Source organism: Lysobacter sp. A421 (genome assembly GCF_054052145.1).
On sequence record NZ_JBSVRL010000002.1, the window covers coordinates 357,369 to 371,620 of the forward strand.

Sequence of the window (14,252 nt, forward strand, 5' to 3'; positions counted from 1 at the left end):
CCGCAGCGGTGCTGGCTTATCCTTGTCGGCCCCATTGCAATCCAGGATTGCCGTGCCGTCGATGCCATTCGTGATCCCGCCCGACCACCCCAGCCTGCCGGGACATTTCCCCGGCAATGCGCTGGTCCCCGGCGTGGTCCTGCTGGACCGGGTCCTGGATGCGGTTGAGCTGATGCAGCCCGGGTTGGAGCTGGGGGGCCTGCGCCTGCCACAGGTGAAGTTCCTGCAGCCGTTGTTGCCTGGCCAGCCCGCCCGGGTGGAGCTGACCCGGTTGGAGCCTGCCGGCTGGCGTTTCCTGGTATTGCGTGGAGACACCGTATTGGCCCGGGGCGACCTCATGGGCGGAGCAGCAGGGTGAACGGGCTCTGGCAGCGGCGCCCCGAGGGTGGCAACCGCACTGCGTTGCGGATGATCGCCGCTATCGCTCGTGGTGCGGGACGCTGGCCGGCGCGGCTGCTGCTGGTTCCAATCACCGGCTACTTTCTGCTCATGCGTGGCCCGGAGCGGCGCGCGTCACGCGCCTACCTGACCCGGGTGCTGGGCCGGCGCGCCCCACTGATCGAGGTCGCCCGTCATATCCACGCGTTTGCCGCCACCATCCTGGATCGGGTGTTCCTGTTGGGCGGCGAGCTGAACCGTTTCGATGTGCGTGTGCAGGGCGCGCCGGCGTTGCTGGGCCAGCTCGCGCGCGGCCGTGGTGCGCTGATGTTTGGCTCCCACCTTGGCAGCTTCGAGGTGCTGCGCGTGCTCGCCACCACCCATCCCGAGGTCCAGTTGCGGGTGGTGTTGGATGTTGGCCACAACCCGACCCTGACCGCCTTGCTGGATACGCTCAACCCCGCCGTTGCACGTACCGTGATCGATGCAGGCCAGGGCGGGCCTTCGGTGTTGCTGGCCATCAAGGAAGCCACCGATGCCGGTGCGCTGGTCGCGCTGCTGGTCGACCGCGTCCAGCCGGGACAATCCTCGCACCCGGTCGAGTTTCTGGGCGATGTCGCCCGCTTCCCGCTGGCGCCCTGGCAGTTGGCCAGTGTGCTCGATGTGCCGCTGGTGCTGGGTTTCGGGCTGTATCGCGGCGGCAACCGCTACGACCTGGTGTTCGAGGTGATCAGTGAAGGGCTCTCGATACCGCGCAGGGAGCGCCCTGCCAAGCTGGCCGCCCTCGTTCAGGGTTACGCCAGCCGCTTGCAGCACCATGCAGGCATTGCCCCGTACAACTGGTTCAACTTCTATGACTTCTGGCAAGCCGATGATGATGCGATCGATCTCCACCGCCCTGGCACTGACACTGACCGGCGCGTTGCTGCCGGCCATCGCGACGGCTGAGCCGGCCGCGCCGCAGACGGCGGCCGCCAGTCCGGCAACGGCCGCCAACCAGGTGGACAGCGACTGGATCCTGGCGCGGCTGGCGCGACCGGCACCGATGCGTACCGCCTTCGTCGAGCTGCGCGAGTCGTCTTTGCTGAAGAGCCCATTGCGGCTCAGCGGCGAGTACCGCCGGCCGGCGGACGGCGTGTTGGTACGTGAGGTGCGCACGCCCTACGCGGAAACCACCACCATTACCGCGGGCGAGGCGACTCTCGAGCGCGCCGGGAAATCGCCACGTACGTTCTCGTTGAGCCGGGCCCCGGAGCTGGCCAGCCTGCAGGCAAGTTTTGGTGCGCTGTTGTCCGGTGATCACACCACGCTGCAGCAACTCTATGCCGTCACCAGTGACGGCAGCCGCCAGCAATGGACGATGACCATGGTGCCGAAGGACCCGCAATTGGCCGGGAAGCTGCGCGATATCACCCTGTATGGCCAAGGCGCGGAGCTGCGCTGCATCGAGACCCGGACCACCGCCGACCCGGCGCCGCAACGCACCTTGTTGGCGGGCGCCGCACGCGACGCGGTGGGTGTCGACGATGCCGCCGGTCTGACCAGGCTATGCCACCACAGCAGCGCGGCGGCGCAATGAGTCCGCAACGATGAGCGCTGCGTGGCGGTTGGGGTGGGCGCTGGCGTGGCTGGCGCTGTTGCTGGCGGCGGGCTGGTGGGTCGGCCAGCACCTGCAGCTCAGCGGCGACCTGCGCAAGTTCATGCCCGAGGCGCGCACGCCCGAGCAGAAGATGTTGATTGATGAGCTTGGCGAAGGTCCAGGTTCGCGTTTGTTGTTGCTGGCACTGTCCGACGATGACCCACAGGCACTGGCGCGACAGTCCACCGCGTTGCGGCAGGTGCTGGCCGGCGATGAGCAGTTCAGCCTGGTTGCCAATGGCGGCGTGGCCGGGTTGGAGGCGATCCCGGAGCGGTTGCGACCTTATCGATACCTGCTGTCCGACACCCTCGACTCGCAGCCGCTGGATGAGGACTACCTGGCCGAGCAGCTGCAGGCGAGGGTGCAGGATCTGGGCTCGCCGGCAGCCGCGCTGATCGAGCCGCTGCTGCCGGCCGATCCGACCCTGGAAATCCTCGCACTGGCGGAGGACTGGCAACCCGAAAGCGCACCGCGGCGCCTGCACGGAGTGTGGTTCGATCAAGCCGGCGAACGCGCCTTGCTCGCGGTGCAAACGCAGGCGGCGGGGTTCGACCCAAGCGGCCAGCAGATGGCGGTGACCGCGATCGAACACGCGTTTGCACAGGTTCGTGGTGACAGTCCGGCGCAACTGTTGATGACCGGGCCCGGCGCATTTTCGGTGGAGATTGGCGGACGCACCCAGCGTGAAGCCAGCTTGATCGGCACCCTGGACGGGCTGGTGTTCGCGCTGCTGCTGCTGCTCGCCTACCGCAGCTGGAAGGCACCACTGCTGGGTGCATTGCCGCTGGCCAGCGGTGGACTGGCCGGTCTGGCTGCGGTCGCGTTGGGGTTTGATGGCGTGCACGGGATCACCGTGGCATTCGGCTTCACCCTGATCGGGGTCGCCCAGGACTATCCCATCCACCTGATCAGCCACCAGCGGCCCGGTTTGTCGCCGTGGGACAACGCGCGTGAGCTGTGGCCAACCCTGGGCACCGGCGTGGTTGCGACCTGCATCGCCTACCTGACCTTCCTGGTATCGGGCGTGGAAGGCCTGAAGCAGCTGGCGGTGTTCACCATTGCCGGTCTCGGCGTTGCCGCGCTGGCGACGCGTTTCCTGCTGCCGGGCCTGATCGATACCGCCGAGAACGGCGGAAATCCATACGATGCCGCGGCTTCACCGACCATGGCGCTGTTATGGCGACGGTTCTCGGGCTGGCCGCGGATGGGGGTGGTGTCATGCGTCTTGCTGGCGCTCGTGGCCGCTGCCGTCGCCGGATTCGCTCCGGGGTCGTTCTGGCAGAACGACCTGTCCAGGTTGACCCCGGTGCCGGAGCACCTGCTGGCCCTGGATGGCGAGCTGCGCGGCGAGCTGGGTGCTCCCGACGTGCGCTACCTGGTGACCCTGCAGGCCGATGACACCGAATCGGTCCTGCAGGCTTCCGAGCGCCTGCAACCGGTACTGCGGCAGTTGCGCGACGACGGGCTGGTGCAGGGGTTCGAGCTGGCCGCACGCTACCTGCCCAGCGCCGCTACCCAACGCGCGCGCCAGGCGCGGCTGCCCGACGCCACCGTCCTGGAGGCAACGCTGGAAGAGGCGGTGGCGGCCAGTCCCTTCCGAAGCGACGTCTTTGCGCCGTTCCTGGCGGATGTGGCGGCGGCACGCGTTGCGCCACCGTTGACGGTCGATGATCTGGCCGGGACGCCGCTGGCGGCGAGCGTCGAGGGCTTGCTGGTGCGCGGCGATGGGCATGTCACGGCCCTGGTCGCCCTCAGCGGGCTGACCGATCCGGTTGCCGTCGCCCGCGCGATCGAACCGCATGGCGCGACGTTGCTGGACCTCAAGCAGGCGTCCGAGTCACTGGTGGCCGAGTACCGCGAGCGTCTGTTGTGGGCGTTGGCGTTGGCCGCGGTGCTGTTGATTGCCACCGTGTGGGCGGCGCTGCGTGACTGGCGCCGGGCGTTGCGCGTGGTCGCGCCGATGGCCCTGGCCACGTTGCTGCTGCTGGCGGTGTTGCGCGGGCTGGGCGTGGAGCTGAACCTGTTCCACCTGGTCGCGCTGATCCTCGCCGCCGGGCTGGGCCTGGACTACGGATTGTTCTTCGATCACGCCGGGGACGATCGCGACAGCCAGCTGCGCGCGCTGCATGCGATCGTGGTGTGCAGCCTGGCGACGCTGCTGGTGTTTGCGCTGTTGGCCAGCTCCAGCATCCCGGTGTTGCGTGCGATCGGCAGTACCGTGGCGATGGGCGTGTTGTTCAATTTCGTGCTGGCGTTGTTGATAGTGCGCCAGGACGCAACCGGCAAACCGTCGGTGGCAACGTCACGGGACCTGGCGCGGAGTCGCCTGTGAGCCGCCTGTGAGCCGGCCCGTCGAGCGCGACCAGATTGCCCGCCTGATCCCGCACCAGGGCCAGATGTGCCTGTGGGACGAGGTGCTGGACTGGGACGCGGACGTCATCCATCTGCGCACCGCGCGCCATCGCGATCCCGCCCACCCGCTGCGCAGCCACGACTGCCTGCGTGCGATCCATCTGTGCGAATACGGCGCGCAGGCGATGGCGGTGCATGGCGGGCTGCTGGCGCAACTCGCCGGCGCAATTGCTCGCCCGGGCATGCTGGTGGCCCTGCGTGCGGTGGAATTGCAGGTTGCCCGGATCGACCGGCTTGAAGGCGATCTGGAAGCCGAGGCGCGACTGCTGATCGGCGGCGACAACGGCTGGCAGTACAGCTTTCGGATCAGCCACGCTAGTGTTCTGCTGGCCGAAGGACGTGCGGCGGTGATGCCACAGTCGCGAACTTCGCGCTAGTGGCTAAGACTTGCCGTAGTTTTGCTGAAGCACCACTTGCAAGCTTTTTTCCGAGTCGGAGGCTAGCAAGCGTGGCACTGCATCTACTGCGAGAAGAGCCGACCTGGCAAAGGTCGGCTCTGTTTACATCTACGCGCGGCGGCAGCTATTAACCATCATGGCGCGATGACTGCATATGCTCGTGCGATGGCGGAAGCGAGCATTGAAGCTGCCTCCTCGCAAGTATCCGCAGTCACGGATATGGTGATCCCGGTCCCACCCGGAATGCTTACCGTCGCAGTCATAGTGCAGCTGGTTGCACCTTGAGCACCAAATTGCGTTCCAGTGCGAGCGCCAACAGTCCTACTTGTCTGTTTTATTTCGACATTCGATACGGTGGCGTTGTATTTCGAAGCCTCTCTCTGCAGCTCCTGGGTTAGCGAGTCAATGCTGATACTTTGCGCCTGCGGGGAGCCGGCAGCCAAAGCGGAGGGTGTGAAGGTAAAGCTGGCGCATAACGTGATAACAAGTGCCAATGAGAGTGATTTGAGCGATTTCAGAAGCATCCTTATCCTCCTGCTCTATACGTGACTTGAGTGCCACTCTGTACGGCTATCATGAGCGAGATTAAAAACCTGTTAAATATGCGTTATTCATTGAATATCTTCACATGCAATTTGCATTACGAGGGCGGTTTCAAGGTCCTGTGACGTCTTTCCCCCTATCCACGACCTCCCTGGAGAAAAAAGCCTCCCGAGAGACTTGTTCAACGCGCTCAATTGTAAAACGAGCATTGCCGTGCAATCACCGTCCGTTGCCATCCGCATCGTCCGGAACCGCGCGTTCGACGCGGTGCTACGACGCTAGAGGCTTAATGTTGCGGTCTTTCCGCCTCTAGGCGCGACACGCCTTTTGTGCGTTTCCAGCGGCCTGCCAGTCCCGGTCGGCCTGTTCCCAAGTGGGTCACAAGAGCTAACGTGGCTTCTGCGCATGTTCTCTGCCGTCTCCTCGTGGAAGCCCTTTTTTGGTGGACAATCTGTGGTCGGCAAGTCATTCGCCGTACGAGACGGATAAGGAGACTCCTCATCACTGAACCATACATTCCGCGTCGTGCACTGGTCACTGGCGGCAGTGGCGATATCGGCAGCGCGATCTGCGCGCGGCTGGCGGCCGATGGCCTGCATGTCATCGTCCATGCCAATGCCAACCTCGAGCGCGCGGCCCAGGTGGTCGCGGCGATCCACCACGAAGGCGGCAGCGCGCAGGCGGTCGGCTTCGATGTCACCGACGGTGCCGCGACGCGCACGGCGATCGATACCTTGCTGCTCGATGGCCCGATCCAGGTGGTGATCAACAATGCGGGTATCCATGACGACGCGCCGATGGCCGGGATGGACGAGGAGCAGTGGCGACGGGTGATCGACGTATCCGTGCATGGTTTCTTCAACGTCACCCAACCGCTGCTGCTGCCGATGGCACGCACGCGTTGGGGCCGGGTCGTCAGCGTGTCCTCGGTCGCCGCGGTATTGGGAAACCGCGGCCAGTGCAACTATGCCGCCGCCAAGTCGGCACTGCATGGCGCCAGCAAATCCCTGGCCCGGGAGATGGCCAGCCGCGGGATCACCGTCAACGTGGTCGCGCCGGGAGTGATCGAAGGTCGTATGGCTGACCAGGCGTTTGCACCGGAGATGATCAAGCAGATGGTCCCCGCCGGCCGCGCCGGGCAACCCGCCGAGGTCGCCGCCCTGGTCGGCTTCCTGTGCTCGCGGGATGCCGGCTACATCAATGGCCAGGTCATCGGCGTTAATGGCGGGATGGGCTGATCAGGGCGATACTCAAATCAACTGTGTCCACTCGGGCGACCCCGAGGAGTTTCGCCATGCGAATGAAGACTGCGCTCGTTGTGTGCCTTGCGCTGGCTGCCAGTGGCTGCGCCAGCACCTCCAAGGTCATGCTTGGTCCGGCCCGCCCGGCCATCGCGCCGGCCCAGGTCCGGGTCTATTTCTCCCCGCCGCCGGGGCGTTATGAGGAGATTGCGATCCTGGAGACCTCCAGCGGTGGCTTCACCTATGGCGAGCAGAACAAGATGAACGCGGTGATCGGCAAGCTGCGGGTGGCCGCGGCCGCCCTGGGCGCCAACGGCGTGCTGTTTCAAGGCGCGGCGGAAGGCTACGGCGGCAGCAACGTCGGCATCGGGGTCGGCAGTGGCCGCTTTGGCGGTCGCAGCCACGTCACTGGCGGCATCGGGGTGGATATCAGCCCGACCCAGAAGCACGCGGCCGGGATAGCGGTCTACGTGTTCAATCCACCGCCGGTGCAGTCGCGCCCGATCGTTCCTGCGGATTGATTGCTGGCGCTGTTCCGTACCAGAACGGCTCCAGCATCGGCGCGCTGTCATCGTCGATCCTGCCTTTGTTGATCGCGCCGCCCAGCAGCGCAGTCAGTCCGTGGTCGTCAATGTGCGGGTACTCGCTGCGCGCCCGCGCCAGCAACTGGGTCGCCAACCGCGTCATCAACGCGACGTTTTCGCCCACGCGGGCGACGAAGGGGTCGTCGTCCAGCTCGTCGCTGATCGCGGCGTTGATGCGGCGGAACCAGTCGATCGGGTACTGGTCCAGGTCGCGGCCATCCAGCGGGCCGTTGATGCTGCTGGATTGCCCGGCGTTGCGCTCGCCCCACCCACGCAGCAGCGGTTGCATGGCCGCGTTGAGCGAGCTGGCGCGCTCCAGCGTTCCGCGCAGCCGGCCCAGTATCGGTAGCGCCGTGAGTCGCGCGCTGATGAACAGCGGCGCCAGTACCGACCAGTAATAGGTGTAGTCCCAGATCACCTTCAGCGGCATCACCCGGGCATCGCCGAACAACGGGTACTGGTCCTGGTACAAAGTCAGGGTGCTGCGGTAGAACGAGAAGTACAGCTGCTGGTAGATCTCCGCGTGAGCGGCGAATGGCTGGCCAGCGCGATCCTTGCCGATCAGGTCGCAGACGTAGCTGTTGCTGATCGCGATGAAGTCGCTGCCGGGCGAATAGAACGGGTCCAGGAACACCCCGGCGACGCCGGTGATCGCCCAGCGGTCGGCACTGAACACCTGTGTGCAGCCGTGCGAGAAGTGACGCAGGAACTTGAAGTCCTGTACGCGATGCTTGTCCTGCCCCAGCGCCTGGGCCATCCGCGGCTGGTGCTCGGCCAGCCAGGCCATCGCCTTGTCGTGGGTATTCATGGTCGCCAGTGGATGCATCCGCGCATCGCACACGATGCCCAGCGAGTGCGAGTCGGACGACAGCGGAATCAGCCAGAACCAATAGCCCGGGCCACACATGTGGTTGGTCGACTGCCAGCGCAGTGGCGGCTTGCAGCGTTGCAACCACGCCTCGTTGCTGGACCAGTCGGCGGGATCGACATGGCCGTCCACGCGCCACCAGGCCGCGTTGACGTCGTGGTCGTTGGGCTCGGCCAGGCCAAGTTTGTGCTTGAGCAGCCCGGCGCGCCCGCTGGCGTCGACCAGCCAGCGCGCCTGCAACGAGTCGCTGCTGCCAGCATGCTCGAAGCGCACGGCATGCGGTTGGTCACTCCCGCCCATTTCGATTCCACGCACCACCGTGCCATCGCGAAAATCCACCCCGAGGCTGCGCGCGTGCAGGCCCAGATAGTTTTCGAACCGGCCGCGGTCGAGCTGCCAGGACGGTGCCGGCAGGAACTCGCTGATTCCCAGCTCGGTGCAGCGGTCCACTTCCTGGCGGCCCTCGCTGAAGAAGAACCGGAATCCGAACTTCCGGATGTGCTCGCGATCCAGGTAGTCGTGCAAGCCGAGCACTTCGGCAAAATAATGCGCGGCAATTTCGACGGTGGATTCGCCGACCTTGAACGCCGCCTCGCGCACCGGATGGGTGTTGCGCTCCAGCACCGTCACCTGGATATCGGGGTCACGCTGCTTGAGTTGTATCGCCAGGCACAAGCCTGCAAGTCCTCCGCCCAGGATCACCACGTCGGTGATGGCGGGTTGGCTCATGAGCTGGCTGTCTGCGGCGCTGGTGCGCTGACGAACTCGCCAGTCGGGTCGTGGATCAGCGGCGGGTTGGCGCGGATACGGCGGTAGGTCGCTGGCATCTGCAGTGGGTGCAGCGACTGGCGCACGATGTGCACGGTGATCCGGGTGAAGTCGCGCAGCGGCCGGAAATGGCTGCGGCGGAACGATTCGGTCGGCGGAAGATGATCGGCTCCGGCTCCCGGCGCCGCGCACTGGTAGCGTGATTCGATCGGCACCGACACGCAACGTGCACCCAGCTCGCGTGCCGCCGAGATCAGGATCTGGGCTTCGAACACGAAGTCGTCACCGGGCACGTCGTCCAACGCGGCCACCGCCGCCGGATACAGGCGCTGGCCGCTCTGGCTGTCGGCGACCTGGTAGCCGGTGCCCCAGGCAATGCCCCAGTCGCCGAACGCATTCGCCAGCCGCCGGTAACGGGGTTGTCGGGCGCGTTTGCGCATCCGCGCAGCGATCACGATGTGGTCGGGGTAGCGGTTGGCGGCATCGATCAGTCGCGGGATGTCGCTGGCGCTGTGCTGGCCGTCGCCGTCCATCGTCACGATCGCCTTGGCGCCCAGTCGCAGCGCCTCCTGGAACCCGTCGCGCAAGCTGGCGCCCTTGCCGAGGCGAGACGGGTGGCGCAGTACCGTGATGGGCAACCCGGCGACCCGGGCCAGGGTCTCGTCGTCGGAACCATCGTCGACCAGGATCACGTTGCGGCACTCGGCCAATGCTCCCTCAACCACCCCGCGGATGCGCAAGGCCTCGTTGAGCGCTGGGATCACCACGGCGATGTTGTTGCGATCCAGGCGTTCAGCCATGCGCAGCCTCCGGTGGGACGATCGTGACCTGCAGTATCCGTCCCGGCCCGGCATTCAGCGTGACGACGGGCTGACCGGTGGCAAGCGCATCAAACAGCGGCAGCGCCGGCGCCATCGCGTTGGCGGCCGAATGACGTGCGAGCGCACCGGTTGCGACGGGCGCGTCGCCATCGATGAATGCGACCTGGATCCGCGGCGCACCCGGCTGCGGATCGCGTGACAGCAACAGCGCACCACCCAACACCCCTTCGCTGCGCGAGACCTCGGCCAGTGGGCCGGTCGTGGCGCTGTCATAGCCGACCAGCAACACCGCCTCCTCGCCAGTGGCCAGTTGCACCAGCGCCTCCAGCAGGCCCTGGGCGAAGGTGGCATCGAAGGCGCTGATCGCGGTAGTCGGCTGCATCGCGCCGGTACCGATGGTCCAGTAGCCGGCGGCCGCGTTGTGCACCGAGTTGTGGAAACGGGTCGGCGAAATCGTCTCGGGCTGGTTGGCGAGGGTCGCGCACATGTAGTCGGTGATTGCCAGCTCGCCGTGGGTGGAGGCAAACACCGACGGCAGCTCGGCCGGATCACGCCCGGCGGCCTGGCAGGCGGCCAATGCCACCTCCAGTGCCACCGCGACGGTGCCTGGCGCGCGCCGGCGCTCGTTGGGCGCGAGCAACTGTGGTGATGGACGTTTGGGGGCCGTGGCCGGCCGCGTTCCGTCGGCAACGAACGCGCACGCGGCGTCCCAGGACGGCAATCCATCGGCCCAGAACCCGATGCCCTCGATGGTAGCGGTGAGCGGGCGGGTCATGACCGGCCGAATACCAGCGAGCAGTTGTTGCCGCCGAAGCCGAACGAATTGTTCATCGCGTGGGAAAGCGAAGACGCGGCCCCGGCGTGGGCATTGTCGAAGCGGATCTGGGCACCGCAGGCCGGATCGGGCGTGTCGCTGTTCAGCGTGCCCGGCAGCAATCCGTGCTCCAGTGCGAGCAGGGCGAACACCGACTCGACGATGCCGGCCGCGCCCAGGGTATGGCCGGTCCAGCCCTTGGTCGAGCTGGCATGCAGGGTGGCCGGGAAGATCGCATCCACCGCCGCCGCTTCGATGCCGTCGTTGGCCGGCGTCGCCGTGCCGTGCAGGTTGAGGTAGCCGACCTGCACGGCATCGATCCCGGCGCGGGCCAGTGCATCGCGCATCGCGTACTGCGCCCCCAGACCTTCGGGGTGCGGACTGGACATGTGGTGGGCATCGCTGGATTCGCCATAGCCGCGCAGCTGCAAGCCGGTCTCGCCGGGTTGCGCGCGCTCCAGCAGTGCGAAACCACCCGCTTCCCCGAGTGACAGGCCGCGGCGATTCGCATCGAACGGCTTGCACGGATCCGGCGACACCACCTGCAGCGAACCGAAGCCATACAACACGCTGCCGCACAGGGTATCCACGCCGCCGACCAGGGCCGCATCGACCAGCCCTGCCTGGATCAGTCGCGCGGCCTGGGCAAACACCTTGGCGCTGGACGAGCAGGCGGTGGCAACGGTGACGCACGGTCCGCGCAGGCCAGTGGCGTGGCGGACGAAGTCACTCAACGAATGCACGGTGTGGACGATGGGGCGATGCATGTCGGCGGGGAAGTGCGGATTGCCGTCGGTCCCGGCTTCCAGTCGCCGATAGGCCTCCTCGCTGGCGCCGATGCTGGAGGTCGACGTGCCCAGCACCAACGCGATGCGGTCGGCGCCATGCTTTGCGATTGTCTCTGCCAGCGCGTCCGGCAGGCCGTCTTGCTGCAACGCGAGCCAGGCCAGGCGGTTGTTGCGGCACTCCCAGTTGGCGAATGCCGGCGGCAACGGCGCATCTTCCAGCCCATCGACCCGACCGATCCAGCACGGCAATGGCTGGCCGTCGGTCAGCGGGCCGAAATCGTTTTGGCGCAAGCCGCTGCGGCGTTCAAGCAGGGCCGAGCGCTGGGCCTGAATGCCGCAACCCAGTGCGGTGGTCGCGGTCCAGGCCCGCAGCGCAAGCGGAGTCATCGGGGCAGGGGAGCGGGGCGAGATGGAGGCTGGCGACACTCGGAGATCCTGTAAGCGGGTTGGGTGGTCGATCGCTCGCGTCGTACAGCGCGCGAGTATAAGCGGCACCCGCCGAGCGCGGCATGATGGTTCCGGTTTATGGTCTACGTCGCGCCAGCCTACCGCTGGTGGCGTTCCAGTCGACCGGCAGGGGTAAATCAATGGGTGCGATGAATGGCAAATCTCGGTTCTACGGTGCGTTGGTGAGTGGATTGCTGGCGACGACGATGCTGCCCGCGGCAGCACAGGACGCTCCGCGGGTACTGACGGCCGACGACTACGCACGCGCGGAAGCGTTCCTGGGCTACAACACCACGCCGCTGCTCGACCACGCGGTCAACACGGTGGTGTGGCAGGACGACGACCAATTCTGGTTCCGCGACCACGACGCCGAAGGCGACCATTTCTGGCGGGTCGAGGCCGCCACCGGCAAGGCCACGTCCGCATTCGATCGCGACCTGCTGGCTGCCGCGCTGACCGACGCGGGCGCCGAGGATGTGGACGCCACCAAACTGGCCATTGCCGACGTCCAGATCGCCGCCGATGGTCGCCTCGACATCAGCTTGCGCAACAAACAGCACTATCTGTGCGACCTGCAAGCCGCCCCGGCCTGCGTGGCGGCGCGCGGTACCGATACCCGCAAGCCAGGCAGCGAGGCGGCCGGCACGCCCGGCAATGAGCCGGTGGTCGAGTCGCCCGATGGCAAGCGGGCTGCGTTCATCCGCGACTGGAACCTGTGGGTGCGCGACATCGACACCGGCGTCGAGACCCAATTGACCACCGATGGCGTGACCGATTACGGCTACGCCACCGACAACGCCGGCTGGACCCACAGCGACCGCGCGATCCTGGTGTGGTCGCCGGACTCGAGCAAGATCGCGACCTTCCAGCAGGACCAGCGCAGGACCAGCGAGATGGTGCTGGTCGGCACCAACGTCGGCGCGCCGAAGGTCGAGCGCTGGAAGTACCCGTTCGCCGGCGACGAGCACGTCACCATGATCGAGCGGGTGATCATCGACGTGGGCGCGACCGCTTCAGGCACACCCACCGTCACCCGCCTGCAGATGCCACCTGACCAGCACCGCTCGACCCTGTGCGATGACGTCAGCTGCGACGGCGGCTGGGAAGACGTGCAGTGGGCGCCGGACGGCAAGACGCTCGCCTTTGCCTCCACCTCACGCGACCACAAGGACACCTGGCTGCGCGTCGCCGATGCCACCACCGGCTCTGTGCGCGAGGTCTACCACGAGCACGCACCGACCTATTTCGAGAGCGGCAACGGCAAGGTCAATTGGCACTACTTGCCCAGCGCCGACCCGGACACCAACGAGTTCATCTGGTTCTCCGAGCGCGCCAACTGGGGCGACCTGTATCTCCACGATCTCGCCACCGGCAAGCTCAAGCACCCGATCACCACCGGAGAAGGCAACGTCACCCAGGTACTCAGGGTCGATCCCGAAACCCGCACCATCTGGTTCCGCGGCGTCGGCATGGAAGATGGCCGCAACCCGTATTACCAGCACTTCTACAAGGTCGGATTCGACGGCGGCGAGCCGGTACTGCTGACCCCCGAAGACGCCAACCACACCGTGACCCTGTCGCCTGACGGCAGCTACTTTGCCGATTCGTACTCGACCCCGACCGCACCTCCGGTGACGCTGCTGCGCCGCGCGGACGACGGCAGCACCATCGCCGAGATCGCCCGCGCCGACGACAGCCGCCTGCGCGCCATCGGCTGGGTGCCGCCGACCCCGATCACGGTCACCGCTCGCGACGGCAAGACCACCCTGTACGGGCTGATGTTTACCCCGACCGATCTTGATGAGTCGCGCAAGTATCCCGTCGTGAACTACATCTACCCCGGCCCGCAGACCGGCTCGGTGCGTGGCCGTACCTTCAGCACCGCGCGCAGCGACCACCAGGCGCTGGCGGAACTGGGCTTCATCGTGATCGCCATCGACGGCATGGGTACGCCGTGGCGCTCCAAGTCGTTCCACGATGCCTTCGGCGGCGACATCGGCGACAACACCCTGCCCGACCAGGTTGCCGGTCTGCGCGAGTTGGCCGCGCGCCACCCGTGGATCGACCTCGACCGCGTCGGCGTCTGGGGCCACTCCGGTGGCGGCTACGCGACCGTGGACGCGATGTTCACCTACCCGGACTTCTACAAGGTCGGCATCTCCGAGAGCGGCAACCACGACAACCGCACCTACGAGGACGACTGGGCCGAGAAATGGCAGGGGCTGGAGGTCACCAACCCCGACGGCAGCAGCAACTACGATGCCCAGGCCAACCAGAACCGCGCCGCCAACCTGCAGGGCAAGCTGTTGCTCGCCCACGGAATGATGGATGACAACGTGCCGCCGCAAAACACGCTGCTGGTGGTGGACGCGCTGATCAAGGCGAACAAGGACTTCGACCTGCTGCTGTTCCCGAATGCCCGCCACGGCTTCGGCGAGGACACCAACTACATGACCCGCCGGCGCTGGGATTACTTCGTCCAGCACCTGATGGGCGCGACCCCGCCGGTGCAGTACCAGATGCAAGCCGCCAACCCGTGACCTGACGCCAT

Annotated in this window: 13 protein-coding genes; 8 read left to right on the plus strand and 5 right to left on the minus strand. The window is 66.4% G+C overall.

The window, feature by feature from the left end:
• Positions 1–61 precede the first annotated feature (61 nt).
• The 5 genes from ACW7G6_RS07075 (at position 62) to ACW7G6_RS07095 (ending at position 4,806) form a co-directional block, all read left to right on the plus strand.
• Positions 62–358, plus strand: coding sequence for a hypothetical protein (locus ACW7G6_RS07075; protein WP_456997889.1), 297 nt, complete (start codon positions 62–64; stop codon positions 356–358).
• Positions 355–1,326 (plus strand): acyltransferase, encoded by a 972-nt coding sequence (locus ACW7G6_RS07080; RefSeq protein ID WP_456997890.1) that lies wholly within the window; start codon positions 355–357, stop codon positions 1,324–1,326. The genes ACW7G6_RS07075 and ACW7G6_RS07080 overlap by 4 nt, the downstream gene beginning before the upstream one ends.
• Complete coding sequence (locus ACW7G6_RS07085; protein ID WP_456997891.1) at positions 1,253–1,957, plus strand: LolA-related protein; 705 nt, start codon at positions 1,253–1,255, stop codon at positions 1,955–1,957. The genes ACW7G6_RS07080 and ACW7G6_RS07085 overlap by 74 nt, the downstream gene beginning before the upstream one ends.
• A gap of 10 nt (positions 1,958–1,967) precedes the next feature.
• Complete coding sequence (locus ACW7G6_RS07090) at positions 1,968–4,349, plus strand: MMPL family transporter (RefSeq protein WP_456997892.1); 2,382 nt, start codon at positions 1,968–1,970, stop codon at positions 4,347–4,349.
• Between the two features lie 64 nt (positions 4,350–4,413).
• Positions 4,414–4,806: a phosphotransferase gene (locus ACW7G6_RS07095; RefSeq protein ID WP_456998134.1), complete on the plus strand. Its 393-nt coding sequence runs from the start codon at positions 4,414–4,416 to the stop codon at positions 4,804–4,806.
• A gap of 155 nt (positions 4,807–4,961) precedes the next feature.
• Here ACW7G6_RS07095 and ACW7G6_RS07100 read toward each other — a convergent pair whose 3' ends face one another.
• Positions 4,962–5,351: a hypothetical protein gene (locus ACW7G6_RS07100; RefSeq protein ID WP_456978000.1), complete on the minus strand. Its 390-nt coding sequence runs from the start codon at positions 5,349–5,351 to the stop codon at positions 4,962–4,964.
• Between the two features lie 519 nt (positions 5,352–5,870).
• Between ACW7G6_RS07100 and fabG the strand changes: the two genes are divergently transcribed.
• Positions 5,871–6,608, plus strand: coding sequence for a 3-oxoacyl-ACP reductase FabG (fabG, locus tag ACW7G6_RS07105; RefSeq protein ID WP_456978805.1), 738 nt, complete (start codon positions 5,871–5,873; stop codon positions 6,606–6,608).
• 56 nt (positions 6,609–6,664) lie between these two features.
• Complete coding sequence (locus tag ACW7G6_RS07110) at positions 6,665–7,132, plus strand: hypothetical protein (protein ID WP_456978001.1); 468 nt, start codon at positions 6,665–6,667, stop codon at positions 7,130–7,132.
• On the opposite strand, the gene ACW7G6_RS07115 is transcribed toward ACW7G6_RS07110, so the two are convergent.
• Genes ACW7G6_RS07115 through ACW7G6_RS07130 form a run of 4 tightly spaced genes read right to left on the minus strand, consistent with a single transcriptional unit; the run spans position 7,086 to position 11,641 of the window.
• On the minus strand, positions 7,086–8,792 hold the full coding sequence (locus ACW7G6_RS07115) for an NAD(P)/FAD-dependent oxidoreductase (protein WP_456978002.1): 1,707 nt from the start codon (positions 8,790–8,792) through the stop codon (positions 7,086–7,088). The two genes, ACW7G6_RS07110 and ACW7G6_RS07115, sit on opposite strands and share 47 nt — an antisense overlap.
• On the minus strand, positions 8,789–9,631 hold the full coding sequence (locus tag ACW7G6_RS07120; protein ID WP_456978003.1) for a glycosyltransferase family 2 protein: 843 nt from the start codon (positions 9,629–9,631) through the stop codon (positions 8,789–8,791). Before ACW7G6_RS07120 ends, ACW7G6_RS07115 begins: the two co-directional genes overlap by 4 nt.
• Positions 9,624–10,427, minus strand: a complete 804-nt coding sequence (locus ACW7G6_RS07125) for a beta-ketoacyl synthase chain length factor (RefSeq protein WP_456978004.1) — start codon at positions 10,425–10,427, stop codon at positions 9,624–9,626. The genes ACW7G6_RS07120 and ACW7G6_RS07125 overlap by 8 nt, the downstream gene beginning before the upstream one ends.
• Positions 10,424–11,641 carry a beta-ketoacyl-[acyl-carrier-protein] synthase family protein gene (locus tag ACW7G6_RS07130; RefSeq protein WP_456997893.1) on the minus strand — a complete coding sequence of 406 codons (1,218 nt, stop codon included), beginning with the start codon at positions 11,639–11,641 and terminating at the stop codon, positions 10,424–10,426. Before ACW7G6_RS07130 ends, ACW7G6_RS07125 begins: the two co-directional genes overlap by 4 nt.
• 200 nt (positions 11,642–11,841) lie before the next feature.
• Between ACW7G6_RS07130 and ACW7G6_RS07135 the strand changes: the two genes are divergently transcribed.
• Positions 11,842–14,241, plus strand: a complete 2,400-nt coding sequence (locus ACW7G6_RS07135; protein ID WP_456997894.1) for a DPP IV N-terminal domain-containing protein — start codon at positions 11,842–11,844, stop codon at positions 14,239–14,241.
• Positions 14,242–14,252: the final 11 nt, after the last annotated feature.

Excerpts from the sequence above, each read along its gene's own strand:
- ACW7G6_RS07075 (WP_456997889.1), top strand. The coding sequence starts at position 62 with ATGCCATTCGTGATCCCGCCCGACCACCCCAGCCTGCCGGGACATTTC.
- ACW7G6_RS07085 (WP_456997891.1), top strand. The coding sequence starts at position 1,253 with ATGATGCGATCGATCTCCACCGCCCTGGCACTGACACTGACCGGCGCG.
- ACW7G6_RS07090 (WP_456997892.1), top strand. The coding sequence starts at position 1,968 with ATGAGCGCTGCGTGGCGGTTGGGGTGGGCGCTGGCGTGGCTGGCGCTG.
- ACW7G6_RS07095 (WP_456998134.1), top strand. The coding sequence starts at position 4,414 with ATGTGCCTGTGGGACGAGGTGCTGGACTGGGACGCGGACGTCATCCAT.
- ACW7G6_RS07100 (WP_456978000.1), bottom strand. The coding sequence starts at position 5,351 with ATGCTTCTGAAATCGCTCAAATCACTCTCATTGGCACTTGTTATCACG.
- ACW7G6_RS07110 (WP_456978001.1), top strand. The coding sequence starts at position 6,665 with ATGCGAATGAAGACTGCGCTCGTTGTGTGCCTTGCGCTGGCTGCCAGT.
- ACW7G6_RS07115 (WP_456978002.1), bottom strand. The coding sequence starts at position 8,792 with ATGAGCCAACCCGCCATCACCGACGTGGTGATCCTGGGCGGAGGACTT.
- ACW7G6_RS07120 (WP_456978003.1), bottom strand. The coding sequence starts at position 9,631 with ATGGCTGAACGCCTGGATCGCAACAACATCGCCGTGGTGATCCCAGCG.
- ACW7G6_RS07125 (WP_456978004.1), bottom strand. The coding sequence starts at position 10,427 with ATGACCCGCCCGCTCACCGCTACCATCGAGGGCATCGGGTTCTGGGCC.
- ACW7G6_RS07130 (WP_456997893.1), bottom strand. The coding sequence starts at position 11,641 with ATGACTCCGCTTGCGCTGCGGGCCTGGACCGCGACCACCGCACTGGGT.
- ACW7G6_RS07135 (WP_456997894.1), top strand. The coding sequence starts at position 11,842 with ATGGGTGCGATGAATGGCAAATCTCGGTTCTACGGTGCGTTGGTGAGT.